Origin of the sequence: Variovorax boronicumulans, assembly GCF_009811375.1 — a bacterium.
Taxonomy (GTDB): domain Bacteria; phylum Pseudomonadota; class Gammaproteobacteria; order Burkholderiales; family Burkholderiaceae_C; genus Variovorax; species Variovorax boronicumulans.
The window spans coordinates 814718-841509 of sequence record NZ_BKDH01000001.1 but is presented as its reverse complement, the minus strand read 5'-3'; the positions used below and the strand labels follow the sequence as shown (position 1 = coordinate 841509).

The 26792-nt window shown below is 69.9% G+C and carries 23 protein-coding genes; 14 read left to right on the top strand and 9 right to left on the bottom strand.

The genetic code is table 11. From position 1 onward, the window contains the following. Positions 1-6: 6 nt before the first annotated feature. Positions 7-1398 (bottom strand): 3-deoxy-D-manno-octulosonic acid transferase, encoded by a 1392-nt coding sequence (locus VHAB30_RS03920; RefSeq protein ID WP_159275894.1) that lies wholly within the window; start codon positions 1396-1398, stop codon positions 7-9. 7 nt (positions 1399-1405) lie between these two features. Continuing rightward, positions 1406-2788, bottom strand: a complete 1383-nt coding sequence (locus VHAB30_RS03915; protein ID WP_159275893.1) for a phosphomannomutase/phosphoglucomutase — start codon at positions 2786-2788, stop codon at positions 1406-1408. Positions 2789-2898: 110 nt separating this feature from the next. On the opposite strand from VHAB30_RS03915, the gene VHAB30_RS03910 reads away from it, so the two are divergent. From VHAB30_RS03910 to VHAB30_RS03900, 3 genes are all read left to right on the top strand, one after another. After that, positions 2899-4503 carry a DNA-3-methyladenine glycosylase 2 family protein gene (locus VHAB30_RS03910; protein WP_159275892.1) on the top strand — a complete coding sequence of 535 codons (1605 nt, stop codon included), beginning with the start codon at positions 2899-2901 and terminating at the stop codon, positions 4501-4503. After that, positions 4500-4997, top strand: a complete 498-nt coding sequence (locus VHAB30_RS03905; RefSeq protein ID WP_062469816.1) for a methylated-DNA--[protein]-cysteine S-methyltransferase — start codon at positions 4500-4502, stop codon at positions 4995-4997. The genes VHAB30_RS03910 and VHAB30_RS03905 overlap by 4 nt, the downstream gene beginning before the upstream one ends. Before the next feature lie 76 nt (positions 4998-5073). After that, a complete protein-coding gene (locus VHAB30_RS03900; protein ID WP_159270831.1) occupies positions 5074-6036 on the top strand; it encodes a DMT family transporter in 963 nt (320 codons plus the stop codon). A 7-nt stretch (positions 6037-6043) separates the two neighbouring features. Here the strand turns inward: VHAB30_RS03900 and VHAB30_RS03895 are convergent, their stop codons facing one another. After that, positions 6044-6697 carry a DUF1345 domain-containing protein gene (locus VHAB30_RS03895; protein ID WP_159275891.1) on the bottom strand — a complete coding sequence of 218 codons (654 nt, stop codon included), beginning with the start codon at positions 6695-6697 and terminating at the stop codon, positions 6044-6046. A 186-nt stretch (positions 6698-6883) separates the two neighbouring features. Here VHAB30_RS03895 and VHAB30_RS03890 point away from each other — a divergent pair, with 186 nt between their 5' ends. Both VHAB30_RS03890 and VHAB30_RS03885 read left to right on the top strand, forming a co-directional pair. Further along, the gene (locus VHAB30_RS03890; protein ID WP_159275890.1) at positions 6884-7732 is read left to right on the top strand and encodes a hypothetical protein; all 849 of its coding nucleotides are present in this window, start codon (positions 6884-6886) and stop codon (positions 7730-7732) included. Positions 7733-7847: 115 nt separating this feature from the next. Then, a complete protein-coding gene (locus VHAB30_RS03885; protein WP_159275889.1) occupies positions 7848-9455 on the top strand; it encodes a class I adenylate-forming enzyme family protein in 1608 nt (535 codons plus the stop codon). Between the two features lie 7 nt (positions 9456-9462). Here the strand turns inward: VHAB30_RS03885 and VHAB30_RS03880 are convergent, their stop codons facing one another. From VHAB30_RS03880 to VHAB30_RS03870, 3 genes are read right to left on the bottom strand one after another with little or no spacing between them, the layout of a single operon-like run. Further along, the gene (locus VHAB30_RS03880) at positions 9463-11007 is read right to left on the bottom strand and encodes an acyl-CoA synthetase (RefSeq protein ID WP_159275888.1); all 1545 of its coding nucleotides are present in this window, start codon (positions 11005-11007) and stop codon (positions 9463-9465) included. A 5-nt stretch (positions 11008-11012) separates the two neighbouring features. Beyond that, positions 11013-12146, bottom strand: a complete 1134-nt coding sequence (locus VHAB30_RS03875; protein ID WP_159275887.1) for a DUF5938 domain-containing protein — start codon at positions 12144-12146, stop codon at positions 11013-11015. A 22-nt stretch (positions 12147-12168) separates the two neighbouring features. Then, positions 12169-12972 (bottom strand): SDR family NAD(P)-dependent oxidoreductase, encoded by an 804-nt coding sequence (locus VHAB30_RS03870; RefSeq protein WP_095746287.1) that lies wholly within the window; start codon positions 12970-12972, stop codon positions 12169-12171. A 241-nt stretch (positions 12973-13213) separates the two neighbouring features. Between VHAB30_RS03870 and VHAB30_RS03865 the strand changes: the two genes are divergently transcribed. From VHAB30_RS03865 to VHAB30_RS03855, 3 genes are read left to right on the top strand one after another with little or no spacing between them, the layout of a single operon-like run. Beyond that, the gene (locus VHAB30_RS03865; RefSeq protein WP_216360121.1) at positions 13214-13846 is read left to right on the top strand and encodes a TetR/AcrR family transcriptional regulator; all 633 of its coding nucleotides are present in this window, start codon (positions 13214-13216) and stop codon (positions 13844-13846) included. A gap of 7 nt (positions 13847-13853) precedes the next feature. Then, positions 13854-14816 carry a TIGR03571 family LLM class oxidoreductase gene (locus VHAB30_RS03860; RefSeq protein ID WP_159275886.1) on the top strand — a complete coding sequence of 321 codons (963 nt, stop codon included), beginning with the start codon at positions 13854-13856 and terminating at the stop codon, positions 14814-14816. Positions 14817-14870: 54 nt separating this feature from the next. Next, the gene (locus VHAB30_RS03855; protein ID WP_159275885.1) at positions 14871-15575 is read left to right on the top strand and encodes a glutathione S-transferase N-terminal domain-containing protein; all 705 of its coding nucleotides are present in this window, start codon (positions 14871-14873) and stop codon (positions 15573-15575) included. Between the two features lie 17 nt (positions 15576-15592). On the opposite strand, the gene VHAB30_RS03850 is transcribed toward VHAB30_RS03855, so the two are convergent. The 3 genes from VHAB30_RS03850 to VHAB30_RS03840 form a co-directional block, all read right to left on the bottom strand. After that, on the bottom strand, positions 15593-16843 hold the full coding sequence (locus VHAB30_RS03850; RefSeq protein ID WP_159275884.1) for a glutamate carboxypeptidase: 1251 nt from the start codon (positions 16841-16843) through the stop codon (positions 15593-15595). A gap of 74 nt (positions 16844-16917) precedes the next feature. After that, complete coding sequence (locus tag VHAB30_RS03845; RefSeq protein WP_159275883.1) at positions 16918-18597, bottom strand: cyclic peptide export ABC transporter; 1680 nt, start codon at positions 18595-18597, stop codon at positions 16918-16920. A gap of 85 nt (positions 18598-18682) precedes the next feature. Continuing rightward, positions 18683-18916: a hypothetical protein gene (locus VHAB30_RS03840; protein WP_062469860.1), complete on the bottom strand. Its 234-nt coding sequence runs from the start codon at positions 18914-18916 to the stop codon at positions 18683-18685. A gap of 162 nt (positions 18917-19078) precedes the next feature. On the opposite strand from VHAB30_RS03840, the gene fhuF reads away from it, so the two are divergent. From fhuF to VHAB30_RS03810, 6 genes are all read left to right on the top strand, one after another. After that, positions 19079-19864, top strand: coding sequence for a siderophore-iron reductase FhuF (fhuF, locus tag VHAB30_RS03835; RefSeq protein ID WP_159275882.1), 786 nt, complete (start codon positions 19079-19081; stop codon positions 19862-19864). Between the two features lie 68 nt (positions 19865-19932). After that, positions 19933-21039: a GNAT family N-acetyltransferase gene (locus VHAB30_RS03830; RefSeq protein WP_216850692.1), complete on the top strand. Its 1107-nt coding sequence runs from the start codon at positions 19933-19935 to the stop codon at positions 21037-21039. Further along, positions 21026-22345: a lysine N(6)-hydroxylase/L-ornithine N(5)-oxygenase family protein gene (locus VHAB30_RS03825; protein ID WP_159275881.1), complete on the top strand. Its 1320-nt coding sequence runs from the start codon at positions 21026-21028 to the stop codon at positions 22343-22345. The genes VHAB30_RS03830 and VHAB30_RS03825 overlap by 14 nt, the downstream gene beginning before the upstream one ends. A 160-nt stretch (positions 22346-22505) precedes the next feature. Continuing rightward, positions 22506-23084 carry an RNA polymerase sigma factor gene (locus VHAB30_RS03820; RefSeq protein WP_159275880.1) on the top strand — a complete coding sequence of 193 codons (579 nt, stop codon included), beginning with the start codon at positions 22506-22508 and terminating at the stop codon, positions 23082-23084. Further along, positions 23081-24109: a FecR family protein gene (locus VHAB30_RS03815; RefSeq protein ID WP_159275879.1), complete on the top strand. Its 1029-nt coding sequence runs from the start codon at positions 23081-23083 to the stop codon at positions 24107-24109. The genes VHAB30_RS03820 and VHAB30_RS03815 overlap by 4 nt, the downstream gene beginning before the upstream one ends. A 204-nt stretch (positions 24110-24313) precedes the next feature. Continuing rightward, positions 24314-26761 (top strand): TonB-dependent siderophore receptor, encoded by a 2448-nt coding sequence (locus VHAB30_RS03810; RefSeq protein WP_159275878.1) that lies wholly within the window; start codon positions 24314-24316, stop codon positions 26759-26761. The last annotated feature ends 31 nt before the right edge of the window (positions 26762-26792 follow it).

The window sequence follows — 26792 nt, the reverse complement described above, 5'->3', positions numbered from 1 at the left end:
GGCCGCTCAATCCAGCGTGGGTTCGGCCCGCGCCGCTTCGGGCGGCGCGCTGTCGTCGCCGGCCACCGGTGTCGTCACCGGCTCCGCCGCCTGCGCAATCGCCAGCACCGCCGCCGCCGTACGTTCGGCCGCGCCACGGTTCGACGACGAAAAGGCCAGCGCGGCCTGCGCCATCACGGCGCGGCGCTCCGGGTTCTCGACCAGCTTGAGCGCCGCCGTCACGGCCTGCTCCATGCCCTCGACGCGCAGCGACGCGCCCGCCGCGAGCGACAGCTGCGCCGCCTCGGCAAAGTTGAAGGTCGAGGGGCCCATGACCACCGGGCAGCCGCAGGCCGCCGGCTCGATGAGGTTCTGTCCGCCCAGGGGCTCGAAGCTGCCGCCGAGCAAGGCCACGTCGGCCAGGCCGTAGTACAGCGCCATCTCGCCCAGCGAATCGCCGAGCCAGATCTCGGCCTCGGCCGGCTGGCCGGCCGCGCTGCGGCGCGCCACGGCGAAGCCTTCGGCCTCGATGAGCGCCGCCACTTCGTCGAAACGCTGCGGATGGCGCGGCACGATCATCCATTGCACGTCGTGCACGCGCTTGGCGATCGAGCGGATCGCGCCCTGCTCGGGCGGCACCGGCGAGGTGGCGCCGAAGCGCTTGAGCACCTCGAGCAGCAGGCGTTCTTCGCCGTCGCGCGAGCTGGCCAGCACGACCATCGGGCGCGGCAGGTGCTCGCGCAGCGACACGGCCGTGGCCAGTTGCCGCGCGTCGGGCGTGGCGTCGAACTTGAGGTTGCCGTAGATCCCGGCCACCTTGGCGCCCAGCGACACAAGCCGGTGCGCGTCGGCCTCGGTCTGCGCCCAGACGGCGGCGAGCGCCGAGTAGGCCGGCCGCGCCAGCCCGCTGAGCCGTTCGGCCGCGGCGCGCGATTTCTCGTTGAGCCGCGCATTGGCCAGCACCAGCGGAATGCGGCGCTCGGCGCAGGCGGCGGCCATCTCGGGCCAAACCTCGGTTTCCATCAGCACGCCGATGCGCGGCTGGAAGCGGTCGAGAAAGCGGGCGACGGCGCCCGGCGTGTCCCACGGCTGCCAGACCTGCGTGTCGCCCGGCTCGAGCAGCTTGGCGCCCTCTTCGCGGCCCGTGGCAGTGCCGTGCGTGAGCAGGATCGGAATGCCCGGGTACTGGCGACGCAGCTCGGCGATCAGGATGGCGGCGGCGCGCGTCTCGCCCAGCGAGACGGCATGCACCCAGCACTGGGCAAAGCCGGTGGTGGCGTCGTCGTAGTGGCCGAAGCGCTCTTCGACAGCCACGGCATAGCCGGGCTCGGCGATGGCGCGGCGGCGCAGCTTGCGGCGGACCAGCGGTTGGACGGCGGTGGTGAAGACGCCGTAGAGGCGAAGCAGCAGGGAACGCACAGGTTCTTCAGTGGGCAGCAGCGGCCAGCGTGGCGTCGGGCTTGACCGTTCGCAGCACCGCAAGCATCTCGGTCTCGATGCGTTGGAGCGCCGCCTCGGTCTGGCCTTCGAAGCGCAGCACCAGCACGGGGGTGGTATTGGAAGCGCGGATCAGCCCGAATCCATCGGGCCAGTCCACGCGCAGGCCGTCGATGGTCGAGACCTGGGCGGGCGCGTCGAAGCGCGCGTTCTGCACGAGCTGGGCGACCAGCGCGTGCGGCTCGCCTTCGGCGCAGGCGACGTTCAGTTCGGGGGTCGAGAAGCTGGTGGGCAGCGCATTGAGCACGGCGTTCGCGTCCGGGTGCTTGCTCAGGATCTCGAGCAGGCGGCAGCCGGCGTAGGTGCCGTCGTCGAAGCCGTACCAGCGCTCCTTGAAGAAGATGTGGCCGCTCATCTCGCCGCCCAGCGGCGAATCGATTTCCTTCATCTTCGCCTTGATGAGCGAGTGGCCGGTCTTGTAGATCATCGGCGTGCCGCCCGCGGCCTCGATGGCCGGCGCCAGGCGCTGCGAGCACTTCACGTCGTAGACGATGGTGCCGCCGGGCACGCGCGAGAGCACGTCCTGCGCAAAGAGCTGCATCTGGCGGTCGGGGAAGATGTTCTGGCCGTCCTTCGTGACGATGCCCAGGCGGTCGCCGTCGCCGTCGAAAGCCAGGCCCAGCTCGGCCCCGCCCTTGGCCAGTTCGGCCATCAGGTCCCGGAGGTTGTCGGGCTTGCTCGGATCGGGGTGGTGGTTGGGGAAGTTGCCGTCGACCTCGCTGAACAGCTCGACCACGTCGCAGCCGATGGCGCGGAAGATGGCCGGTGCGGTCGCGCCCGCGATGCCATTGCCCGAATCGACCACGATCTTCATGGGGCGTGCGAGCTTGATGTCGCCCACGATGCGCTGCACGTAGGCGTCGGTCACGTCGACCTTGCGCACGCTGCCGCCGGGCGCCAGCGTGGCGCTGCCGTCTTCCATGGTCTTGCGCAGGCCCTGGATCTCGTCGCCGTAGATCGCGCGGCCGGCCAGCACCATCTTGAAGCCGTTGTAGTCCTTCGGGTTGTGGCTGCCCGTGACCTGGATGCCACTGGTGCACAGCGTGTGGGCCGCGAAGTACAGCATCGGGGTCGTGACCGCGCCGATGTCGATCACCTCGACGCCGGTGGCGACCAGGCCGTCGATCAGCGCGTCCACCAGCGCCGGGCCCGACAGGCGACCGTCACGGCCCACGGCCACCGCGGTCTCGCCGGCCGCGCGGGCTGCGCTGCCGAAGGCACGGCCCAGCGCCTCGGCCACTTCGACATCGAGACTGAGGGGCACGACGCCACGGATGTCATAGGCCTTGAAGATCGATGCGCTGAGCTGCATGAAGGGCGGGGTCACTGTTGGTTCGGAGTCGGGCATTGTAGGCAACGCGTTGTAGACATCGATGTCCGAAAACGGCCAGTTGAAACGAGTCGAAACCGTATCATTTCCCCATGTCTACCGCCCACGCCCCCTCCGAAGTGCTCGAGAGCGACGCCTGCTACCTGGCGATGAAGACGCACGACGCGCGCTTCGACGGCTCGTTCTTCACGGCCGTGACCTCCACCGGCATCTACTGCCGGCCGGTGTGTCGCGTGAAGCTGCCGCGGCGCGAGAACTGCCGTTTCTTCCGCCACGCGGCCCAGGCCGAGGCCGCAGGCTTTCGGCCCTGCCTGCGCTGCCGGCCCGAGCTGGCACCGCGCGCGGCCAGCTGGTCGACCGAAGATGCCTCGCGCATCCTGGCGCTGCAGGCGGCGCGGCTCATCGACGAGCCCGACGCCTGGTCCGAAGAAGGCCCCGGCGCGGCGCAGATCGCGGCGCGCCTGGGCGTGAGCGACCGCCACCTGCGGCGCATCTTCGAGGCGCAGTTCGGCGTGTCGCCGCTGCAGTACCTGCAGACGCGCCGCCTGCTGGCGGCCAAGCAGCTCATCGCCGACACGCGCCTGCCGATGACGCAGGTGGCGCTGGCCAGCGGCTTCGCGAGCGTGCGGCGCTTCAATGCAGCCTTCGTGGAGCATTACGGGCTCAACCCGAGCGCGCTGCGCCGCGCGGGCGGCACCGAGGGCGGTGAAGGCAAGGCCATCGAGGTGCGGCTGGGCTTTCGCCCGCCCTACGACGCCAACGCCATGCTCGGCTTCTTCGCACGGCGCGCGCTGCGCGGCGTCGAGACCGTGCACACCGCCGACGGCAAGGAGCCCGCCAAGGGCAGCACGCCCACCTATGTGCGGCTGGCGCGCACCCTGCGCGTGCAGCAGGGCGGGCAGACGCACGCCGGCTGGCTGCAGCTGCGCTTCGACCTCGAACGCGAGCAGGTGCTGCTGGCCGTGAGCGATTCGCTGGCCGCGGTGCTGCCCATCGTCATCAGCCGCGCCCGCGCGCTGTTCGACCTCGACGCGGAACCGATGGCGATCAACGCAGCGCTGCATGCGGCCTTTCCGCACGGCGACGGGCTGCGCGTGCCGGGCACGGTCGACGGCTTCGAGCTCGCGGTGCGCGCGGTGCTGGGCCAGCAGATCACCGTGGCCGCGGCGCGCACGCTGGGCTCGCGGCTGGTCGAGGCCTTCGGCGACGCGATCGACACGCCCATCGACGGCCTGAGCCGCCTCTTCCCCACGCCCGCCGCGCTGGCAGCGGCCAGCGGCGATGCGCTCGGGCAGCTGGGCATCGTGCGCCAGCGGCAGGCCGCGCTGCAGGCCATCGCGCGCGAAGTGGCCTCGGGCCGGCTGGCGCTGCATGCGGGCGCCGACGTGCCCTCGACCCTCGCGGCGCTGCAGGAGCTGCCCGGCATCGGCGCCTGGACCGCGCAGTACATCGCGATGCGCGCGCTGCGCTGGCCCGACGCCTTTCCCGCCGGCGACGTGGCCCTGCAGAAGGCGCTGGGCGTGACCACCGCGCGCGCCGCGGGCGAGGCCTCGCAGGCCTGGCGCCCCTGGCGCAGCTACGCCGTGCTGCGGGCCTGGCACACGCCGCCCGCGCCCTCCGAACCGGCATCGGCCGCCGCGCCGACCGCCACTTCTTCCGACCTCGCAACGGCAGGCCCCGTGCCTGAAAGACCATGAAATTCAAACGCACCGTCATCTACACCTCGCACACCGACACGCCGCTGGGCGGCGTCACGATGGCCGCCACCGACCAGGGCCTGGCCGGTGTCTGGTTCGATCATCAGCGCCACTGGCCCGACACCACGGGCTGGCAGACCAAGGACGACCACCCCGCGCTGGTCGAGGCCGCCGCGCAGCTGCGCGACTATTTCGCGGGCCGTCGCAGCCACTTCGACATGCAGCTCGACCTGTCGCACGGCACCGCCTTCCAGCAGGGCGTGTGGCAGGCGCTGCTCGCCATCCCGGCCGGCGAGACCACGACCTACGGCGCGTTGAGCCAGCGCGTGGGCAACCCGGCCGCGGTGCGCGCGGTCGGCGCGGCGGTCGGGCGCAACCCGATCAGCGTGATCGTGCCCTGCCACCGCGTGCTCGGTGCAGACGGCTCGCTGACCGGTTACGCTGGCGGGCTCGAGCGCAAGACGGCCTTGCTCGAACTCGAGACCGGCAAGTAAGACAGAAGAAAACACCGCCCATGGCGCAGCGCCACATGCCCTCGATGTGGCGCCGCGCCAATCCCCAAAGAGACGCATGACCACAACGAACAACAACACCACCGTCGCTCCCTCGCCTTCGCCCGCCCCCGCCGCGCTCGCACCGAAGGCGTGGCTCGTCGACCTCGTGCTGCTGGGGGCGCTGTGGGGCGCCTCTTTCCTGTTCATGCGCATCGGCGCGGCGGAGTTCGGCGCGCTGCCCACGGCCGCCGTGCGCGTGGTCATCGCGGCGCTGTTCCTTCTGCCGATCGCGCTGCTGCGCGGCCAGGGGCCGTCGATCGCCAAGCACTGGAAGGCCAGCCTCACGGTCGGCATCTTCAACTCGGGCATGCCCTTCGCGCTCTTCTGCTTTGCGCTGCTGACCATCAACACCGGCCTGGCGGCGGTGCTCAACGCCACCACGCCGATGTTCGGCGCGCTGGTGGCCTGGGCCTGGTTCCGCGAGCGGCCGAACGGCTCGCGCCTCGTCGGCCTGGTGATCGGCTTCGCGGGCGTCGCGATGCTCGCCAGCCGCAGCGCCGGCCTGCATGCCGGCGCCAGCAACCACGCCGCGCTGTGGGCCGTGCTGGCCTGCCTGGCGGCCTGCCTGTGCTACGGCATCTCGGCCAGCGCCACGCGGCGCCATCTGTCGGGCGTGCCCGCGCTGACCACGGCCACCGGCAGCCAGATCGGCGCCAGCCTGTTCCTCGCGCTGCCCGCGATCTGGCTCTGGCCCGCGCAGATGCCCAGCCTGCGCGCGTGGCTGGCGCTGCTGGCCCTGGGCATCGCCTGCACGGGCGTGGCCTACATCCTGTTCTTCCGGCTCATCGAGCGCGCCGGCCCGGCCCGCGCCCTCACCGTGACCTTCCTCGTGCCGGTGTTCGCGCTGTTCTACGGCGCCGTGTTCCTGGGCGAGCAGATCACGCAGTGGATGCTGATCTGCGCCTTCGTGATCGTGTGCGGCGTGGCGCTGTCGACCGGCATCGTCAAGCTGCCGTCGCTGCGCAAGGCCGCGGGCTGAGTTTTCTTCAGACCACGCCTGCGACCACGTTCACCGACAGGGCCAGCACCAGCATGTTGAAGGCGAAGGCGAGCACGCTGTGGACCAGCGTGATGCGCCGCATCTCGTGCGAGGTGGCCTGCACGTCCGACACCTGCGAGGTCATGCCGATCACGTAGGCGTAGTAAATGAAGTCGAAGTAGTCGGGCGCCTCCTTGCCCGGAAAGTCGAGCCCGCCGTCGGAGGCGCTGTCCTTGCGGTCGATGTAATAGCGGTGCGCGTAGTGGAAGGCGTAGATCGTGTGCATCATGAGCCACGAGCCCGCCAGCGCCACCAGCCCCAGCGCCACGTGCGCGCCGCGCGCCCAGCCGCTGAGCTGGCGCACCTGCTGCAGCAGCATCGCGATGGCGACCACGCTCACGCCCACCGCCACCAGCATCGACACCAGGATCACGACGTTGGGCTGGTCCAGCTGCTGCGCGCGCTCGCGCGTGCGCTGGGCATCGAAGGTCTCGGCCAGCCACCAGCTGAGCACCTGGTACACCGCCACGCCCGCGCACCAGCCGGCCAGCGCGCGCGCCGTGAGGCCCATCGGCCAGGGCACGAGCGCCACCGCGACGGCCGCCGCGGCCCCGTAGAGAAGACGCTGGGGACCGGTGGTGGTGGAAAGGTGTTCGCGCATGGGCGGACTGTAGCGCCGCGGCATGCATCGGCGTGCGATCGGCAATTTCCTACAGGCACATCGGCCAACGGCGCATGCGCAGCGCGATGCCTCGTCACTAAGGTGATGCGGTTTCAGGGAGCCTCAGCCCGGAGGCATCGCGCCATGCACATGCCCGAGGCATCTTTCACCCGAAGGATTTCTTTCATGCTGTTGCTTCGTTCGCGTCCGTTCGACCGGACCGCGAGATTCGGCGCCCTGGGCGCCCTGGCCGGAACCGGCGCCCTCTCCCTTCTCTGCTTCGCGCCCTTTGCTGCGGCCGAGCCCTCGCCGGCGCTGGACCGATTCAGCTTCTCGGTGGGGGCCTTCAGTGCCGATCCCAAGTTCAGCGCCTCGGTCGAAACCCCCTACGGCGTGCTGCGCTCGAACGAGCTCAAGCCGGGACGCGTGACCATGCCGCGCATCTCGGCCGACGTGCTGATCGGCGACAGCCAGGGCCTGTCTTTCGACTACTACCGCTACAAGCGCGACTACGAAGGGCAGGTCGCGGGCAACACCTCGTTCGGCAGCTTCGGCTCGCTGAGCGCCATCGGCAACGCGAACCTCTCGGCCCAGCTCGACTTCGCCAAGCTCGCCTACAAGTGGTGGCTCGGTTCGGGCAACACCGTCTTCGGGCTGGGCGCCGGCGCGGCCTATTACCGCGCGACGCTCGGCGCCAGTGCGCTGGTCGGCGTGAACGGGCAGGTGCGTTCGGTCAGCGAGCGTTCGAGCGACAACGCCATCGCGCCCCTGCTCGAGGTCGGCGTGCGCCACGCGATCACGCCCGACCTTCGGCTGTTCGCCGACGCCTCCGGCGTGTGGAAAAGCAGCGGTCGCTTCCACGGCAACATCTACAACGCCGCAGCCGGCGTGGAGTGGTTTCCGGTGAAGAACGTGGGCCTGGTGCTGTCGTATGGCGTGACCAACATCGACCTCACGCGCGAGGGCGGCTTTGCCGATTCGCGCCTGAAGGTGCGGCTGCAGGGGCCCTCGGCCTTCCTCAAGGCCCGCTTCTGACGCGGCCCCGGCGGGCGGCCGGCGCCGCATAGCCACTCTTCGCAAGACCGGCAGGCGGTGCCGGTCTTAGTCTGCGCTCCGATCGAACACCCCCAACGACCGGAGACACGCCCCCATGCCCGCCGCCCGTACCGAGCCCACGCCCTCCTCCTTCCAACGCATCGCCCGCATCGCGCTGGGCGACGTGATCCACCGCAGCGCGCGGCGCTTCGGCGCGCGCACCGCGCTCATCGAAGGCGAGCACCGCATGAGCTACAGCGAGCTCGACGCCGCATCGAACCGCTTCGCGCACCACCTGCTGGGCCTGGGCCTGGCCAGCGGCGAGCGCGTGGCCATGCTGTGCAACAACTCGATCGAGATGGTGGTCGCGCTGATCGGCATCCAGAAGGCCGGCCTCGTGTGGGTGCCGATCAACACGGCGCTCGCGGTCGATGCCATCGGCTACATCCTCGAACACGCCGAAGCGCGGCACCTGGTGATCGACACCGCGCTGCACGCCAAGCCCGAGCTGCGCCAGCTGCTGGACAGGGCGGGCGTCTCGCCGCTGCTGTGCGTGCTCGACGGCGACACGCCGCCGCCCGGCATGCCCACCGTGGCGCAGGCCATCGCGCAGGGCCCCGCCACGCTGCCCGACGTGGCCATCGACAGCGACCAGCTCGCGCTCATCATGTACACCAGCGGCACCACCGGCCGGCAGAAGGGCGTGATGCATTCGCACGCCTCGGTGCACTCGGTGCTCCAGAGCAACATGCTCGAATGGGGCGGCGGCCCCGCGCACCACGACGTGTGGAGCAACGTGCTGCCGCTGTTTCACTGCGGGCAGCACACGGTGCTGATGTCGGCGCTCGCGGTGGGCGGCACGAACGTCATCCTGCGCGGCTTCGACCCCGGCGCGATGCTCGCCGCCATCGAGCGCCACAGGATCACCGTGACGGTCGGGCTGCCCATGATGTACGGCGCGCTGCTGGCCCACCCGCAGCGCGAATCGCGCGACCTGTCGAGCCTGCGGCTGTGCGTGTATGCGATGGCGCCGATGTCGCGCACGCTGCTGCTGCGCCTGCTCGATGCGCTGTGCCCGAACTTCGCGCTGGCCTCGGGGCAGACCGAGATGTACCCCGGCGCCACCATCTTCGAGACGCACCAGCAGCGCGAGCGCTTCGGCTCGTACTGGGGCGTGGGCACGCTGGTGAACGAGGTCGCGGTGATGGGCGACGAGGGCGAGCTGCTGGCACCGAACCAGGTCGGCGAGATCGTCTTTCGCGGGCCGAACGTGATGCTCGGCTATTACAAGGACCCGCAGGCCACGGCCCACGCGCAGCGCTTCGGCTGGCACCACTCGGGCGACCTGGGCAAGCTGGACGACGACGGGCAGCTGATCTTTCTCGACCGGCTCAAGGACATGGTCAAGTCGGGTGGCGAGAACGTGCCCTCGCTCAAGGTCGAAGAAGTGCTGCTGCGCCACCCGGGCGTGCTCAATGCGGCGGTGGTCGGCCTGCCGCACGAGCGCTGGGGCGAGGCCATCACGGCTTTCGTCACGCGCCGGCCCGATGCGCCGGCAGAGTTCTCGGAAGCCACGCTCACGGCGCACTGCAAGGAGCACCTCGGTGGCTTCGAGGTGCCCAAGGACATCGTCTTCCTGCCCGCGCTGCCGATGACCTCGACGGGCAAGATCCAGAAGTTCGAGCTGCGCCAGGCGCACCAGGGCCACTACCAGCGCGACTGAATCCGCATCAGGGCGACTGCAGCTTCTGCAGCAGCGACGCCCGCACTTCCTTCTTGAGCACCTTGCCGACCTTGGAGCGCGGCAGGTCGGCCCACACCTCGACCTGCTTGGGCGCCTTCACGCTGCCGATGCGCGACTTGACGAAGGTCTTGATCGCCTCGGCATCCACGCTGCGGCCCGCATGCAGCTGCAGCACGGCCACCACGCGCTCGCCCCACTTTTCGTCGGGCAGGCCGACGACAGCGCTGTCCTGCACGTCGGGGTGCTGCATCAGCACCTGCTCCACCTCGGCGGAGTAGACGTTGAAGCCGCCCGAGATGATCATGTCCTTGGCGCGGTCGACGATGTACAGGAAGCCGTCGCCGTCGAGGTAACCGATGTCGCCCGTGTGGTGCCAGCCGTGGCGCGAGGCCTCCTGCGTGGCCTTCGGATCCTTGTAGTAGCCGCGCATCACGAGCGAGCCGCGCACCACGATCTCGCCGCTCTCGCCCGTGGGCAGCAAAGCGCCCTCGCCGTTCATGATGCCGACCTGCACCAGCGGCCCGGGCCGCCCCGCCGAGGCCAGGCGCTGGCGCGCCACAGAGCCATCGGCATTGAAGTGATCGCGTGGCGGCATCATCGAGACCATCATCGGCGCCTCGGTCTGGCCGAAGAGCTGGGCCATGACGGGGCCGATCTTGTCGAGCGCCTCTTCGAGCCGCGCGGCCGACATGGGCGCGGCGCCGTACCAGAAGCACTGCAGCGAGTCGCGCTTCGTCTGCGCCAGCTCCGGGTGCTGCAGCAGCATGTAGATCAGCGTCGGCGGCAGGAAGGTGTGGGTGACGCGCCGGCGCTCGATGAGCGCGAGGAACTCGCTCAGGTCGGGCTTGGGCATGATGACCACGCGCCCGCCCAGCGCCATCACCGGCAGGCACAGCACGCCGGCCGCATGCGTGAGCGGCGCGAGCGCCAGGTACACGGGCCGGCCTTCGAACGGGTAGCCCATGAGGGTCAGCGCCGACATGGCCTCCAGGTTGCCGCCCGAGAGCATCACGCCCTTGGGCTGGCCGGTGGTGCCGCCGGTGCCGGCGATCATGGCCACGTCGTCGGGCGGTGCGATGTCGATCGGCGCATCGTCCAGCCCGTCGAGCCATTCGTCCATGGCGGGCGCGAAGGCCTGCCGCTGGTCGAGGCACACCAGCGCCTTCAGTTTCGGCAGCTGCGCGCGCATCTGCTCGACCATGGGCGCGTAGTTGCTGTGGAACACGAGGCAGGCGCAATCGAAGGTGTCGAGCACGAAGGCGTTCTCGCTGGCTTCGTTGCGCGGGTTGATCGGGCACCACACGCCACCGGCGCGCGAGATGCCGAACACCGTGGCGAAGGCCAGGGCGTCGTTGCTCGAGAGCACCGCCACCTTGTCCCCGGGCTGGATGCCCGCGCGCTGCAGGCCGCGCGCCACGCGCCAGCTGATGCGTTGCACCTGGCCGTAGCTCAGGTCGGCGTCGCCCATGGTGAGGCACGGCGAATCGGCGCCCTGCTGGGCGCCTTTGTCGAGGTAGTCGACGAGGCGCATGCGCGTCAGCCCATCCGCGTGAGCACGGGTTCCTGCACCAGCCCGAAGCTGCGCAGCGCCCCCAACAGCTCGCGGTGCCCGAAGGCCTGGCAGCCCGAGGCAAAGCCGGCGCGGCGCGGTGCCTGCTGCAGCAGCGAGGCCGCGGCATAGGCCTGCAGCAGGCCGGTCTGCTTGTAGTTGCAGTTGCCGAAGATCACGCAGTGCGCGCGGCCCAGCGGACCGGAGGCATGCACCGAATCGACCGACTTGTTGATGCGCGGGTTCTCGCGCGGCGGCATGGTGTTCATCACGCCCGCGGCCGTCTGGGCCAGCGCGGCATAGCGGTCTTCGTCGTTCATGCCTTCGGTGGCCTTGAGCGCGGCGGCCACGATCTGCGGCACGCCCAGCATCAGCGGCTTGTTGAAGACGCCGCCGAGCACCTTCACGTTGGCCACGCGCGGGTCGCGCTTGAACCACACCGGGTGCGAGGTGCCGCCCCAGGGCAATGCCAGTGCGGCTTCGTGCTGGCCGGGAATCGACAGGTGGTACAGGCCCGCGTCGGGCTGCCACTCGACGTACTGGTTCTGCTCCAGGTAGAAGGCCTTGGACGTGGCTGCGTTCACCAGGATGGTCTGCGTCGACGCGATGGTCGGGCTGCCGCCCCAGAACACGGCGATGTCGAGCGTGTCCAGGCCGGGCGTTTCCAGGCACAGCTGCGCCGCGATTTCGCCGGTGGTGTACATCTGGGCCAGGCCGGGCGACAGCAGCAGGCCTGCAGCGGCGAACTTGGCGCCGTACTTCTGGTCGAGCGTGATGAGCCAGTCTTGTTCGCCGGTGGTGTCGGTGTAGTGGCAGCCGGCGGCCAGGCAGGCATCGACCACCTCGGGACCGAACTTGGCGAACGGCCCCACCGTGTTGAGCACGACCGAGGCGCCGGTGAAGAGCTCGGTGAGTGCCTGGACCGTGTGCGCGACCTCGACCACTTCGTAGTCCGCGGTCTCGATGCCGGGCACGTTCGACTTCATCGCGGCCTCGAGCTTCTCCGCGCTGCGGCCCGCCGCAATGAAGGGGATGTGGTACTCGCGCAGGTACTCGCAGACCAGGCGCCCGGTGTAGCCGGAGGCGCCGTAGACGATGACGGGTTTCTTCTTGCTGCTCATTGTTTCTCTCCTGGTTGATCGCTCACATGCCCATGCCGCCGTCCACCGCGAGGCCCGCGCCGGTGATGAACCGGGCGGCGTCGGAGCAGAGGAAGACCACCACGTCGGCCATGTCGCCGATCTCGCCGAGGCGGCCCAGCGGCGTCTGGCCGATGACGTCGCCCACGGCGGCCTCGACGCTGGGCGCGAGCCCCGCGGCCACGATGTCGTTGGCGAGCTTCATGCCCATGTCGGTGGGCACGAGCCCGGGATAGATGCAGTTGACGCGCACACCGTAGCCCAGCTTGCCGGACTCCATGGCCGCCACGCGCGTGGCGCGGTCGACCGCCGACTTGGTCGCCGAGTAGCCGGCAATGGCGGGAAAGGCGATGGTGGCCGCGACCGAGGCGATGTTGACCACCGCCCCGCCGCCGCCCGCGCTGCCGCCGGGGCGCATGGCGCGAAAGGCGTGCTTCATGCCCAGCAGCGTGCCGGCCACGTTCACGTCGAGCATGCGGCGCAGGTCGTCGCCGTCGACGTCGACCACCAGCGAGGTGATCTCGATGCCGGCGTTGTTGACCAGGATGTCGAAGCCGCCCAGCGCCTTCACCGTGGCTTCGGTGGCAGCAGCCCAATCGCCGTCCTTCGTGACGTCGAGCGGGACGAAGCCCACCTTCGCTCCTTCGGCGGAGAGCCGCTGCGCGGTCTCCTTGCCCAGATCGGCGAGCACGTCGCCGATCATCACCGACGCACCCGCCTGCGCCAACGCCTGGGCGATGCCCGCGCCGATGCCGCGCGCACCCCCCGTCACCAGGGCCTTGCGCCCCGTCAAGTCGAACTTGGCCATCACTTGTCTCCTGTGGATATGTGTATGAGATGGAGCGGCCATGCTAGGAATCGACTTGACGAGTGTCAAGAATTTTTTTGACGACTGCCCAAATTTCGTAAAATGCCTCTGGAATGCACGTACGAGGGATTTCCCACGCCGCGTGCTATGGTTTGCAATCACCAGGAAACACAGCGGCCGGCACTCTGCGGCCTGGCTAGAAATGACCACTCATTCACGGGTAAAGAAGCACGCCGGACGGGTGCAGAAGGCACCGGCCGACAAGTTCGAGCAGCGCCGCGCCGAGCTCGGCGAAGCCGCCCTCACCACGCTGGCCACGCTCGGCTACGCGCGCACCAGCCTGCGCGAAATTGCGCAGAACTCCGAGTTCTCGCATGGCGTGCTGCACTACTACTTCAGCGACAAGGTCGACCTCATCGTCTGCAGCGTCAAGCAGTACAAGGCGCGCTGCGTCACGCGCTACGACCACGCAGTCGACACCGCCACGACGTATGACGAGCTCATGGAAGGCTTCCTGCAGAGCCTGGGCGACACGCTGCTAGGCGAAGGCCACGTGCACCGGCTCTGGTACGACCTGCGCTCGCAGGCGCTGTTCGAAGCGGCCTTCCACGACGACGTGGTGCAGATCGACAAGAGCCTCGAAGACATGATCTGGCGCATCATGAGCCGCTTCGCCGAACTCTCCGGCCAGGCGCCGGGCCTGCCGCCCTCGGCCTGCTACGCCCTCTTCGACGGGCTGTTCCTGCAGGCGCTGCTCAAGCACCTCTCGGGCGACACCAAGGCCATCGCCGACATGCAGGCCGACGTGCGGCAATCGATCGAGAGGCTGTTCGCTGCACCCGCCGCGCCGGCCTCCCGCAAGCGGCGCGCCTGACGCCGCCATGGCGCCCTTCAACACCGCCTACCGGCAGACGCTGCTCGCCGGGCGCCTCACCCTGGGCCTGATGACGCCGCTGGCGCGCCCGCCCGGCGCGATGGCCGACCCCGCGTCCGAACTGCAGCTGGCCCGCCTGGCCGACACGCTCGGCTTTGCCGCGCTGTGGACGCGCGACGTGCCCGTGATGGTGCCGCAGGGCGAAGAAACCGCGGTGCTCGACGAGCCCTTCCTCTGGCTCACCGCGCTGGCCGCCGCCACGCAGCGCATCGCGCTCGGCACCGCCGCCGCCGTGCTGCCGCTGCGCCATCCGCTGCACGTGGCCAAGGCCGCGCTCTCGCTCAACCGCCTGTCGAACGACCGCTTCATCCTCGGGCTGGGCTCGGGCGACCGCGAGGCCGAGTTCGCCATCTTCCAACAGGACATCGCGCTGCGCGGCGACGTCTTCCGCGAACGCTGGAACCTCGTGCGCTCGGCGCTCTCGCCCGATGCGCACGAACGCGCCGCGCTGCACGAAGCCACCGGCGGCCACGACCTCATGGCGGCGCCCGCCGCGCGCATCGGCATGCTGGTGGTGGGCTCGGCGCGCCAGTCGCTGCAATGGACCGCCGCCCACGCCGACGGCTGGGCCACCTACCACCGCGACGAGGCGCGCCAGCAGGGCCGCATCGGCCTGTGGCAGACCGCGCTGCGCGAACGCGCGGGCGGCGAGGCCAAGCCCTTCGTTCAGTCGTTGCAGCTCGACCTGCTGGACGATGCCGACGCGCCCGCCGAGCCCATCGAACTCGGTCTGCGCGCCGGACGCCATGCGCTCATCGACTACCTCGACCGCATGGAAGACGCCGGCGTCGCGCACGTGCTGCTGAACCTCGTGCGCAGCAGCCGGCGGCCCGCGCAGGACATCGTCGACGAGCTCGGCCGCGAGGTGCTGCCGCGCCTGCAAGGCCATGCGCGCACGCCGCCAGCCTGACCCGTGCAGAATCCGGCGCTCGCCGTTGTCGCCCCTATTCCAAGGACTTCCCCCATGACCGATCTCTCGCACTTCCCCATCACGAAGAAATGGCCCGCGCAGCACCCCGAGCGCCTGCAGCTGTACTCGCTGCCCACGCCCAACGGCGTGAAGGTGTCGATCCTGCTGGAGGAAACCGGCCTGCCCTACGAGCCGCACCTCGTGAGCTTCGAGACCCAGGACCAGATGTCGCCGGAGTTCCTGTCGCTCAACCCGAACAACAAGATCCCCGCCATCCTCGACCCGAACGGCCCGGGCGGCCAGCCGCTGGCGCTGTTCGAATCGGGCGCGATCCTGCTGTACCTCGCCGAGAAGACCGGCCAGTTCATCCCGAAGGATGCGGCGGCCCGCTACGAGACCATCCAGTGGGTGATGTTCCAGATGGGCGGCATCGGCCCGATGTTCGGCCAGCTCGGCTTCTTCAACAAGTTCGCCGGCAAGGACTACGAAGACAAGCGCCCGCGCGACCGCTACGTGGCCGAATCGAAGCGCCTGCTCGGCGTGCTCGACAAGCACCTGACCGACCGCGCATGGATCATGGGCGACAGCTACACCATCGCCGACATCGCCACCTTCCCGTGGGTGCGCAACCTGATCGGCTTCTACGAGGCCGGCGACCTCGTGGGCTTCAGCGAGTTCAAGAACGTCGCGCGCGTGCTCGAGGCCTTCGTGACGCGGCCGGCGGTGGTGAAGGGCCTGGGCATTCCGAAGCGGGGCTGAAGCCCCGGCAACAGGCCCTAGTTCGCGCTCAAGTCCATGAGCATCCGCGACAGCAAGTAAAGCCGCGGCACCACGCTCTCGACCTCGGCGTACTCCTCCGGCGTGTGGATGCCGCCGCCCACGATGCCGAAGCCGTCGAGCACCGGCACGCCGACACCGGCCACGAGGCTGGCGTCGGCGGCGCCGCCGCTGCTCTCGATGGTGAGCTTCTTGCCGATCTCGCCGTAGATGCCCTCGGCCATGCGCACCAGCTTGTCCGATGCGGGCGAGCGCGGCATCGGCGGCAGGCCGCGCACGAGGCGCACGCGCACCTCGGTCTCGGGGATGAGCTTGTTCTGCGCGATGCGCATGAGGTCCTTCTCGACGCGGTCGAGCTCCTCGGGCGTGGCGGCGCGCACGTCGCCCTTGGCGCTGGCCGACGCGGGGATCACGTTGGTTGGTCCGTTGGCCGTGAGCACCGTGAAGTTGACCGTGGTCTTCTTGGCCGCATCGGCCACCTTCGACAACTGCAGCACCTGGTGCGCGACTTCCATGGCCGCGTTGCGGCCCGCCTCGGGCGCGACGCCCGCATGCGACGCGAGCCCCTTCACCTCGATGAGCGCCGTGGCCGAGCCCTTGCGCTCGACCACGAGGCCGTCGGCCGGGCGACCCGGCTCGAGGTTCAGCGCCACATCGTGCTGCTTGGCCACGCGCTCGATGAGCGCGCTGGTGCCGACCGAGCCCGTCTCTTCGTTGGTGTCGATCAGGAAGGTGATCTGGCCGTAGTCCTTGAAACCGATCTTCTGCAGGATCTTCAGCGCCTGCAGACCGGCCACGACGCCGCCCTTGTTGTCCATCACGCCGGGGCCGTAGGCGCGGCCGTCCTTGATGTAGAAGGGCTTGGCCGCGGCCGTGCCGTCCTTGAACACGGTGTCGATGTGGGCCAGGATGAGGATCTTCTTCTTGCCCTGGCCGGTCAGCGTCGCGACCAGGTTGGTGCCCGGGTGCGGCTCGGCGGGAAAGCTCTCGATGCGCGCGTCGAGCTTGCGCAGTTCGTCCGCGACCATCTCGCGCACCTTGGCCAACCCTTCGGTGTTGGTCGAGCCGGAATCGATGTTGACCATGCGCTCCAGCAGCTGCAGCGTCTCGTCCTTTTGCTGCGTGGCGGCGTCGAGCACGCCCTGGTGCGGCTTCTGGGCCATGGCGTTGACGGCGAGCAAGGCACTGGCCAGCACGGCGCCCTGGCAGGCGGCGCGCGTCCATGAGCGCGGGGTGGAGCGAAGGTGCATGAGGAAGCCTGTTCTTTCTGTTGTGGAGGTTCGTTCGAAGCGAACCTCACACTAGCACCCGCTTCGCGAACGGGTCAAGCCGCGAGGCTCGGCGCCGGCGCCTCGGTGGCCTGCGCGATGCGCCCGGCCTTCATGTGGACGATGCGGTCGGCCACATGAAAGTAGCGGTCGTCGTGCGAGATGACCACCAGCGAATGCCCCTTGGCGCGCAGCTCGGGCAGCAGCTCGGTGTAGAACAGATGGCGAAAGGCCGGGTCCTGGTCGGCGGCCCATTCGTCGAACACCAGCACCGGCCGGCCTTCGAGGTACGCGTGCACCAGCGCCAGCCGCTTGCGCTGGCCGGTCGAGAGGTCGGTGGTGCTGAAGGCGCCGTCTTTCACCGACACCTTGTGCGCGATCTCCAGCCGTTGCAGGTAGGGCAAGGCGGTTTCGGGCAGCGCCTGGTGGCCGCCCTCTTCGCCGGCCACGAGGTCTTCGAACAGGTAGAAGTCCGAGAACACGGTGGTGAAGAGCTGGCGGTAGTCGTCGCGCGTCTGCGGCGTCACGGGCTTGCCGTCGAGCAGCAGCTCGCCATCCACCGGCGCGTACAGGCCCAGCAGCAGCTTGATGAGCGTGGTCTTGCCCGAGCCGTTGTCGCCGACGACGAAGACGATCTCGCGGCGGCCGATGCGCAAATCCACCGGGCCGAGCACGAAGGGCTCTGCGCCCTCCACCGCCGGGAACGCATAGCGCGCGCCGCGCAGCTCGATGGCGTCGTGCAGCACCGGCGTGGCGGGCGGCGCGTGCAGGTCCAGGTGCGGTTCGGGCGTGGCGAAGCGGGCCGACAGGTCACCGATGCGCTCGAACGCCACCTTCGCGCGCCCCAGGTGCGGCAGGGCCGCCACCACCTGGTCGAGCGGGCCTTTCAGAAACAGCAGCACCAGCACGAAGCCGCTGAGCACGACGGGCGCGGTGTCGCGGAACGCGGCCCAGCCGAGGATCAGCGCGATCAGCAAGAAGAACAGCGCCGAGCCGAAGGACGAGGCCAGCACAAAGATGTTGATGGCACGCCGATTGATGTCGTGGATGCGCTCCACCGTGTGCGCCACCTGCTGCTCGTACACCTTGGCGCGGCGCGCGCGGTGCATGCGCAGCTCCTTCGCGCCTTCGCTGATGCCGCGGTAGGCCTTGTGCAGCGCCTCTTCCTGCTCGCGCGCCTTGAAGAAGCCCGAGATGCCGCGCGCATGCGCCAGGCTCTGCACGGTGATGCCCACGAGCAGCGCCCCCAGCAGCAGGCCGAACAGCGGCGGCGAAAGCCACGCCAGGTAACCCAGGCAACCAAGGGAAACGGCCAGCGCGATCATGGTCGAGGCCAGCATGAAGGCCACGTCGCTGATCATGTCGACGTCCTGCGTGAGCACGGGCATCAGGCGGTGCATGCGGTAACGCTCGAGCGCATCGATCGGCGCCGCGAGGATCTTCAGCGCCAGGCTCTTGCGCACTTGCGCCACGAACCGCTGGCCGACCACGTTGTTCGACATGTCGGAGGTGGCGCGCCCGACCAGCGCCACCACGCACAGGCCGATGAAGGTCAGCAGCAGCCCGCCGGCCAGGCCGCCGGGGCGATGCAGCACCTGGTTGATGGTCGCCAGCAGCGCGACGGTCGCGATGCCCGCGCCGATGCCGGTCACGGTCGACAGCGCGATCCACGGGAAGTAGGGCCGCAACAGCCGGACGAGTTCGGACGCGGGGGCGCTGGCGGGTGTGAGGTTCATGCGGCGGACGGTTCGTTGCAAAGGGAGACGGGCTCCCTGCAATGACGTTCGGCGCGCCTGCTTGTTTAGCAGGAAGGCGCAGCGCCTATTGCAGCAGCGGCTGCGCCCCCGCCTCGCGCGCGGCCTCCACCACCGAGGCGCCCGCCAGCGCCCACAGCGTCAGGGCCTCGTCGAGCGCGCGCACATGGCCCGGGTCCTGGCCGAGCCAGGCCACGAGCTGCTCGGCGCGCTCGGGCGACGGTGCGTCGTGCAGCTCGCGAAAAAGCCGCCAGGCCATGCTGAAGGCCGGATCGGAGGGACGGTGTCTCGGGAAGCTCATGGGGATTCGCACGCCTGCACTGCTGTCGATGAGTGAGTAGACGCTCCGTGGGGCACGCTGTTTAGGTGCGGGGCCTGCGTGGACTAAATTTCCCGCGCGCCGGCGCGTCTTCTGCTGCATGCCTGTGCGCCTTCTTCTTCACGCCACCTTCGGCCCCGCCCCGTGATCCCGCTGCTCGCGCCGATCTTCCAGGGCGAGTGGGCGCCCTACGGCGAAACGCTGGCCTGCGCCCCGCACCCGCCGCCCGACGCCGTGCGCGTGGCCGACCTGCTGGCCGACCCGCCGCGCCTGCTGGCGCTGCTGCGCCTGAAGGCGCGCACGCTGAACATGCCGGAGCGCGACCTGCGCGCGGTCGCCTCCGCCTGGAGCATGAACTACCTGCACGCGCTGCTGCCGCCCGTGGCCGCTGCGGCGAGCTTGCTGCAGCACGGCTTTCCGGTCAGGCCCGAGCAGGTCTGGGTCAGCCTCGACGACGCAGACGGCGACCCGGAGTGCTTCCACATCGTCGAGATCGGCACGCCGCGCCCCGGCACCGACACGACCGCGCGCTACGACGTTCTGCTGTGGACGCACCTCGCGCCCCTGTTCGCGCGGCTGACGCAGCTCACGCGGCTGGCGCCCAAGATCCTCTGGGGCAACGCCGTGCGCTACCTCGAGCCGGTGCTGGAAGAAGGCCTGCGCATGAGCGGCCAGGCGCCCGCCGTGGCCGCCGACCTCGAGCACCTGCTGCACCGCCCGACCTGGCCGCAACCGTGCGGCGAGGCGCGCGACAACCCGATGTGCATGCCCGCGCGCCGCGGCGTGCGCGTGGCCGACCGCAGCGCGCCGCCGATCGCGCTGCACCGCCAGTGCTGCCTCTACTACCTCGTGCCGCGGCTGGGCTACTGCGGCGCGTGCCCGCTCTCGCCCGAGTTCGAGCGGGAGCGCTGTGCAAGCACCGCCGACTAAACATCCGGCCGCAGCCCGCGTCTTCCTTCTGCATCCCACACACATCGACCACACCCCGGAGGTTTTGCTTGACCGCCCACGACACTGCATGGCGCTTTCACGCGCATCCCGAAGGCCGGGTGCTGGACGTCCGGCTGGAAGGCACCGCGCTCAAGGTGACGCCGCTCGACGGCGACCGCCACGGCAGCACCTGGGCCCTGCGCGCGCAGCCCGGCACGCCGCGCCTCGAATGGCTGGGCGCTTGCGCGGGCGAGCCTGACGAAGCGCACCTGCTGGCGGCGATCGAGGCGGCCTTTCAGCGCCACCCGGCCGCGCGGCAGCTCGCGCTGCAATCGCCGCTGCCGACCGGCACGCGGCTGGTGGACGCAGGCATCGTCACGCCGGCCGAGGGCGCGCTGCCCACGGTGACGCGCGAAGCCTTCTGGCAATGGCCGCGGGCCTGGCTGCCGCAGCCGCGCGAGCCCTTCGCGCAGCGCTTCGTCGTCACGCAGGGCAAGCGCCATCCGCTGCGCCCCGCCAAGCCGCAGGGCACGGTGTACCGCCGGCACGTCCCGTGGCTGGGTAAGACGCTCACGCTCGACACGGTCGACATCGAACGCGACCTCCCCGCCTTCCACCGGTGGATGAACGACCCCGTGGTCGCCCATTTCTGGGAAGAGGAAGGCGACCTCGCGCGCCACCGCCAGTACCTGGAAGGCATCGCAGCCGACCCGCGCGTGACCGGCCTCGTCGGCCGCTTCGACGGCGAGCCCTTCGGCTACTTCGAGGCCTACTGGGCCAAGGAAGACCGCATCGCGCCCTTCTACGACGCGGCCGACCACGACCGCGGCTGGCATGCGCTGGTGGGCGAGGCGCGCTTTCGCGGCAAGCCCTTTCTCACGGCCTGGATGCCGTCGGTGTCGCACTACCTGTTCCTGGACGACCCGCGCACGCAGCGCCTGGTGATCGAGCCGCGCGCCGACAACGAAAAAATGATCCGGAGCCTGGGCCGCTGCGGCTACGCCCATGTGAAGGAGTTCGACTTTCCGCACAAGCGCGCCCTGCTGGGCGTGCTGTGGCGCGAGCGTTTCTTCGGCGAGGCGCTGTGGATTCCGCGCGCCGACCCCACCGCCGCTTCGCCGGCCCCGGCTCGTCGACACGAGCCATCCCTGGAGGACATCCATGCAAATCCATGACCTGATCGGCGTCGGCTTCGGCCCGTCCAACATCGCACTGGCCATCGCGCTCGACGAGAAGCGCCAGAAGGGCCACTTCGTCGATGCGCTGTTCATCGAGAAGCAGCCGGGCTTCGTCTGGCACCGCAACATGCTGCTGGACAACGCGCACATGCAGATCTCGTTCCTGAAGGACCTGGCCACGCTGCGCAATCCGTCCAGCCGCTTCACCTTCCTGAACTACCTGCACGAGAAGCAGCGCCTGCAGGACTTCATCAACCTCAAGACCTTCTTCCCGAGCCGCCACGAGTTCAACGACTACCTGGGCTGGGCAGCGGCGCAGTTCGAAGACCGCTGCGCCTACGGCGAGGCCGTGTTCGAGGTGGTGCCCGAGATGAAGGGCAACGAGGTCTCGCTGCTGCGCGTGCGCTCGCGCGACGCCAACGGCGCGGTGCGCGAGCGCCTGGCGCGCAACCTGGTGGTGAGCGTGGGCGGCGTGGCCAACATCCCGGCGCGCTTCCAGCCCCTGCGGGACGACGGCCGCGTGTTCCATTCGAGCACCTACCTGGAGGCCATCGCCCGCCACCCCGGCGCCGACCGCATCGCCATCGTGGGCGCAGGCCAGAGCGCGGCCGAGATCTTCATGGACCTGCAGTCGCACCCGGCCAAGCCGCAGGTCGACCTGATCATGCGGGCGCGCTCCATCAAGCCCTCGGACGACAGCCCGTTCGTGAACGAGATCTTCAACACCGACTTCACCGACTTCGTGTTCAACCGCTCGGTGAACGAGCGCGCCGAGCTGCTCGAGGAGTTCTGGCACACCAACTACGCCGCGCCCGACCTGGAACTGATCCAGCAGATCTTCAACGTGTTCTACCGCCAGCGCGTGGCCGGCTCGACGCGCCACAGCTTCCTGCGGCGGCACGAGGTGTCGGCCGTGCGCGCCGCGCAGGACGGCATCCACCTGTCGCTGCACGACCTGAACACCGGCGCGCGCCACGACAAGGCCTACGACGCCGTGGTGCTCGCCACCGGCTACGCGCGCGACGCGCACCGCACGCTGCTGGCGCCGCTGGCGCCCTACCTGGGCGATTTCTCGGTCGACCGCGACTACCGCGTGCAGGGCACGCCGGCGCTGCGCCCGGGCATCTTCCTGCAGGGCGCCTGCGAGACCAGCCACGGCCTGAGCGACACGCTGCTGTCGGTCACCGCCATCCGCTCCGACGAGATCGGCCAGGCGCTGCTGAACGCCACGCCGCGGCACACGGCGCAGGCGCCACAGGTGCCGGCCGCAGAGCGCCCCGCCCACGCCGCGCCCGTGGTCTAGCCACGGAAACGCAAGGCTTCGGTGCTACACTCAATAAGAATAGTTCTTATTCACCCCATCCCCGGGGTCACCGAAGCCAGCGCCCTCGCCTCCTCTTCACCGGCGCGCACCAGCCATCGGCCCAGGGGTCTTTTGTCGATGCTTGCGAGAAGGCGACCGGATGCGCGACCTCGTCCAGGAACTTGTGTCTCACTACGCGGACTTGCGCCGGCAGCTCACGCGCGACCTGCGCGACCCGCACCATGCGGCCGACATCGCGCAGTCCAGCTTCGAGCGGGTGTACACGCACACCCTCGGCCTGCGTGACGGCGCCGCCATCGAGTCGCCGCGCGCCCTGCTGTTCCGCGTGGCGCGCAACCTGTGCATCGACGAAGCCCGCCACCGCAAGGTGGCGCAGGAGTGGGCCGTCTCGCATGCCGTCGTGGGCACGCACCTCACGGCCCCCTCGTCCGAATACGTTGTGGCCCAGCACCGCGTGCTGCGCCGCGTGGTGGAAACCATGGAACAGCTGCCGCCGCGCCGGCGCGAGGTGTTCCTGCTGTTCCGCGCCTACGGCCACTCGCGCGCCGAGATCGCGCAGCGCCTGGGCATCACCGAGATGGCGGTCGCCAAGCACCTGCTGCGCGCCACCATCGACTGCTCGCGCGTGTTCGCCGAGCTGCGCCAGGAACTGATCGAGCCGCAGGCGGTGAACAGCCACGCCGGTTTCGACACCGCACTGGCCGAAGACTTTTCATGAGCCGTGCGGCCACAGCGGTCGTTCCGCGTGAACGGCTGATCGAACGCGCGCTCGCGCTCATCGTCGAGGACGAGATCGCGCCGCCGAGCCCGGCCGCCAACAGCGCCCGGCTCGCGCTCGACCAGTGGCGCACCCGCTCGCCCGAACACGCCGCCGCCGTGCGCGAGGCGCGCGAGCGCTGGAACGCCCTGGGCGGCATGGCCGACGACCTGCGCGCGCACTTCGACGAGCCCGTGCCCGCACCGGCCCCGCGCAACCCCTCGCGCCGCAAGATGCTGCTGTCGGTCGCCGGGCTGCTCGGCGCCGGCGTGGTCGCCGGGCGCGGCGTGCAGTGGTACTGGCAGCAGCCGGTGTTCCAGGCGACGTACCGCACACCGAACGCGCGGATGCTCAAGGTCACGCTGGCCGATGCCGCCGATGCCTCGGCCGGCAGCCGCCTCGACCTCGCGCCCCAGAGCGCCGTCGACGTCACGCTCTACCGCCGCCGCCGGATGATCGACATGGCGCGCGGCGAGGTCCGCTTCGACGTGGCGCCCGACGCCGAGCGGCCCTTCGTGGTGCGCACGCGCGAGGCGATCATCGAAGTGGTCGGCACCGCCTTCACCGTGCGCGACCGCGGCGGCCCGATCACCGTGGGCGTCGAGCACGGCCATGTGCGCGTGCAGGTGCTGCGCCACGCCGGTACCGAACGCAGCGGCGAAGTGGTCGACCTGCGCGCCGGCGACATGCTCGAGGTGCGCGACGGCCACGCCGACCCAGTGCGCCAGGCCGACACCGCCGCCCTCTCGGCCTGGCGCGACGGCTGGCTGGTGTTCGACAACACGCCGCTGGGCGACGCGCTGGCCGCGGTCAACAGCTACCGCAGCGCGCCCATCGTCGGCGCCGACGCCCGCATCGACGCGATGCGGCTCTCGGGGCGCTTTCGGACCAACGACTCGGCCGGCCTGCTCGACGCGCTGCCGGCCATCCTGCCGCTGGTGGCGGTGGCCCGGCCCGACGGCAGCGTGCGCCTGCAGGCGCGCTGACCCGGGCGTGCCCACGGGCGCGCTGCTCCTTTTCCCGCTCGTTTTTCGACCCGCATCGACGCGGCGGCCGATGCCTTGTCACGGGCCTGTCTCTCTTTTTCGAGTTCAAACGTCTTACATCCAGAAGCACCCCGCATCCGATCGACGGCTGCGGCGCGCCCCGTTTTCATGCCGCACCGATTTATTTGTCTGGAGCCTTCACCCATGCGTTTCTCGCCTCGCCACCGACTCCTGAGCGCCGCGCTTGCCGCTGCCTTCGGAACCGCCCTTGCCAGCTGGAGCGGCCTCGCCGCCGCCCAGGGCGCCGACCAGGCCGCTGCACAAGCACGCGACATCAACGTCCCCGCCCAGCCGCTGGGCGCCGCGCTCAACGAGCTGTCGCGCCAGACCGGCGTGCAGGTGCTCGCCGCCGGTGACGTGGTCTCGGGCCTGGCCGCACCGGCCGTGTCGGGCCGCCTGAGCTTCCAGCAGGCGCTCGACCGCCTGCTGGCCGGCAGCGGCCTCGTGGCGGTGCGCAACGGCCCCACGCGCGTCACCATCCAGCGCCAGAGCACGGCCGGCGCGTCCACGCTGCCGGCCGTGACCGTGGCCGCGCAGGCCGCCACCGACGGCACCACCGAAGGCACGGGCTCGTACACCACGCGCGCCGCCGCCGGTGCCACGCGCATGGACCTGTCGCTGCGCGAAACGCCGCAGTCGGTCAGCGTCATCGGCCGCCAGCAGATCGACGACCAGAACCTCGTCACCCTCGAAGACGTGCTGCGCCAGACGCCCGGCATCGTGGCCGACCGCAACGACGAGCGCGTGACCTTCTCCTCGCGCGGCTTCGCCCTGAGCACCATGATCGACGGCGTGCCCACGCTGGGCTTCAACAGCGTGGCCGGCGAGTCGAGCATGATCAGCACCGCCTTCTACGACCGCGTCGAAGTGATCCGCGGCGCGGCTGGCCTGCTCAACGGCGTGGGCTCGCCCGGCGGCGCCATCAACCTCGTGCGCAAGCGCCCGACTTCCGAATTCGCCGGCCACATCTCGGGCGGCATCGGCAGCTGGAGCCGCTACAACGCGGAAATCGACGTGGGCGGCCCCCTCAACGCCGACGGCACCGTGCGCGGCCGCTTCATGGCCTCGCGCACCGACGGCAAGAGCTTCATCGAGAACAAGAAGCGCAGCGAAGACGCGCTGTACGGCATTCTCGAAGTCGACCTCGCGGCGGGTTCGCGCCTGTCGGTGGGCTTCGAGCACCAGAAGACCGCCATCGACGGCGCCAACTACGGCCAGAGCCCGCTGTTCTTCAGCAACGGCCAGCGCACGAACCTGCCGCGCTCATTCAACTCCAGCGCCCCGTGGAGCTACTGGGACATGTACTCCGACAAGCTGTTCGCCAACCTCGACCAGCGCCTGGGCGCGGGCTGGCAACTCAAGGTGGACGCCAGCTACCTCAAGAGCAAGCGCGAGCGCGCCTCGGGCGACCTGAGCATCTACCGCGCGATCAACGCACGCACCGGCGCCTCCACCATCGACATCCGCGAGAACCCCGCCGAAGGCGCCAACAAGGCCCTCGACGTGCACCTGAAGGGCCCGTTCGAGGCCTTCGGCCAGACGCACGAGGCCGTGGTGGGCATGAGCTACAACACCTACGACGCCACGGTCTACACGCGTGGCGCCGTGCCGCGCATGATCGACCGCCGGCCGCTGAACTTCTACCAGCTGCAGAGCTTCCCCGAGCCGACCTCCTTCTCGTACCCGCTGTACACGGCGCCGCTGAACACCACCGAGAAAGCCATCTACGCCTCGACCCGGCTGAAGCTGGCCGAGCCGCTGTCGCTGATCGTCGGCGCGCGCGGCACCTGGTACAAATCCGATGCGTCCACGCTCGACTGGACCACCTGGCGGCGCACCGGCGTGAGTTCGATGCGCGAGAACGGCGTGGTCACGCCCTACCTGGGCGTGGTGTTCGACGTGAGCAAGGAACTCTCGCTGTACGGCAGCTACACCGACATCTTCCAGCCCAACACGGTGCGCGACCGCAACAACTCGCTCATCGCGCCGCAGCGCGGCAAGAACATCGAGCTGGGCCTGAAGGGCGAGCACTTCGGCGGCAAGCTCAACACCAGCGCCGCGATCTTCAAGACGCGCGAGACCAACCTGGCCGTGATCGACACCGGCGCCGGCTCGCTGCTGCCCGACGGCGGCATTCCGTACCGCGCGGTGCAGGGCGCCAAGAGCAAGGGCTTCGAACTCACCGCCGCCGGCGAAGTGCTGCCGGGCCTGCAGATGCTTGCGGGCTACACCTACCACGCCAAGCGCGATGCCGACGGCGTGCTGCTGAACCCGCAGTACCCGCGCCGCCTGTTCCGGGTGGCCACCAGCTACCGCCTGCCGGGCGAGTGGAGCAAGCTCACCATCGGCGGCAGCGTGAGCTACCAGAGCGGCATCTACTACGACGAGTTCAACGAACTCGGCCGCGCCTCGCAAGGCGGCCTGACGCTGTTCGGCCTGATGGCGCGCTACGACATCAACAACCGCCTGAGCGCCTCGCTGCACATCGAGAACCTCGGCGACAAGCGCTATTACAACGGCCTGGGCGCCTACAACGGCTACACGCAGGGCAACCCGCGCAACGCCTGGCTGAAGCTCAGCTACAAGCTCTGACACGCACCAACGAATTGACTTAGGGCGGCAC

Coding starts and splice junctions, on each gene's coding strand:
- VHAB30_RS03885 (WP_159275889.1), top strand. CDS start 7,848: ATGCCCGCCGCCCGTACCGAGCCCACGCCCTCCTCCTTCCAACGCATC.
- VHAB30_RS03905 (WP_062469816.1), top strand. CDS start 4,500: ATGAAATTCAAACGCACCGTCATCTACACCTCGCACACCGACACGCCG.
- VHAB30_RS03810 (WP_159275878.1), top strand. CDS start 24,314: ATGCGTTTCTCGCCTCGCCACCGACTCCTGAGCGCCGCGCTTGCCGCT.
- VHAB30_RS03900 (WP_159270831.1), top strand. CDS start 5,074: ATGACCACAACGAACAACAACACCACCGTCGCTCCCTCGCCTTCGCCC.
- VHAB30_RS03855 (WP_159275885.1), top strand. CDS start 14,871: ATGACCGATCTCTCGCACTTCCCCATCACGAAGAAATGGCCCGCGCAG.
- VHAB30_RS03840 (WP_062469860.1), bottom strand. CDS start 18,916: ATGAGCTTCCCGAGACACCGTCCCTCCGATCCGGCCTTCAGCATGGCC.
- VHAB30_RS03880 (WP_159275888.1), bottom strand. CDS start 11,007: ATGCGCCTCGTCGACTACCTCGACAAAGGCGCCCAGCAGGGCGCCGAT.
- VHAB30_RS03890 (WP_159275890.1), top strand. CDS start 6,884: ATGCTGTTGCTTCGTTCGCGTCCGTTCGACCGGACCGCGAGATTCGGC.
- VHAB30_RS03915 (WP_159275893.1), bottom strand. CDS start 2,788: ATGCAGCTCAGCGCATCGATCTTCAAGGCCTATGACATCCGTGGCGTC.
- VHAB30_RS03850 (WP_159275884.1), bottom strand. CDS start 16,843: ATGCACCTTCGCTCCACCCCGCGCTCATGGACGCGCGCCGCCTGCCAG.
- VHAB30_RS03910 (WP_159275892.1), top strand. CDS start 2,899: ATGTCTACCGCCCACGCCCCCTCCGAAGTGCTCGAGAGCGACGCCTGC.
- VHAB30_RS03895 (WP_159275891.1), bottom strand. CDS start 6,697: ATGCGCGAACACCTTTCCACCACCACCGGTCCCCAGCGTCTTCTCTAC.
- VHAB30_RS03870 (WP_095746287.1), bottom strand. CDS start 12,972: ATGGCCAAGTTCGACTTGACGGGGCGCAAGGCCCTGGTGACGGGGGGT.
- VHAB30_RS03825 (WP_159275881.1), top strand. CDS start 21,026: ATGCAAATCCATGACCTGATCGGCGTCGGCTTCGGCCCGTCCAACATC.
- VHAB30_RS03860 (WP_159275886.1), top strand. CDS start 13,854: ATGGCGCCCTTCAACACCGCCTACCGGCAGACGCTGCTCGCCGGGCGC.
- VHAB30_RS03820 (WP_159275880.1), top strand. CDS start 22,506: ATGCGCGACCTCGTCCAGGAACTTGTGTCTCACTACGCGGACTTGCGC.
- VHAB30_RS03815 (WP_159275879.1), top strand. CDS start 23,081: ATGAGCCGTGCGGCCACAGCGGTCGTTCCGCGTGAACGGCTGATCGAA.
- VHAB30_RS03875 (WP_159275887.1), bottom strand. CDS start 12,146: ATGAGCAGCAAGAAGAAACCCGTCATCGTCTACGGCGCCTCCGGCTAC.
- VHAB30_RS03845 (WP_159275883.1), bottom strand. CDS start 18,597: ATGAACCTCACACCCGCCAGCGCCCCCGCGTCCGAACTCGTCCGGCTG.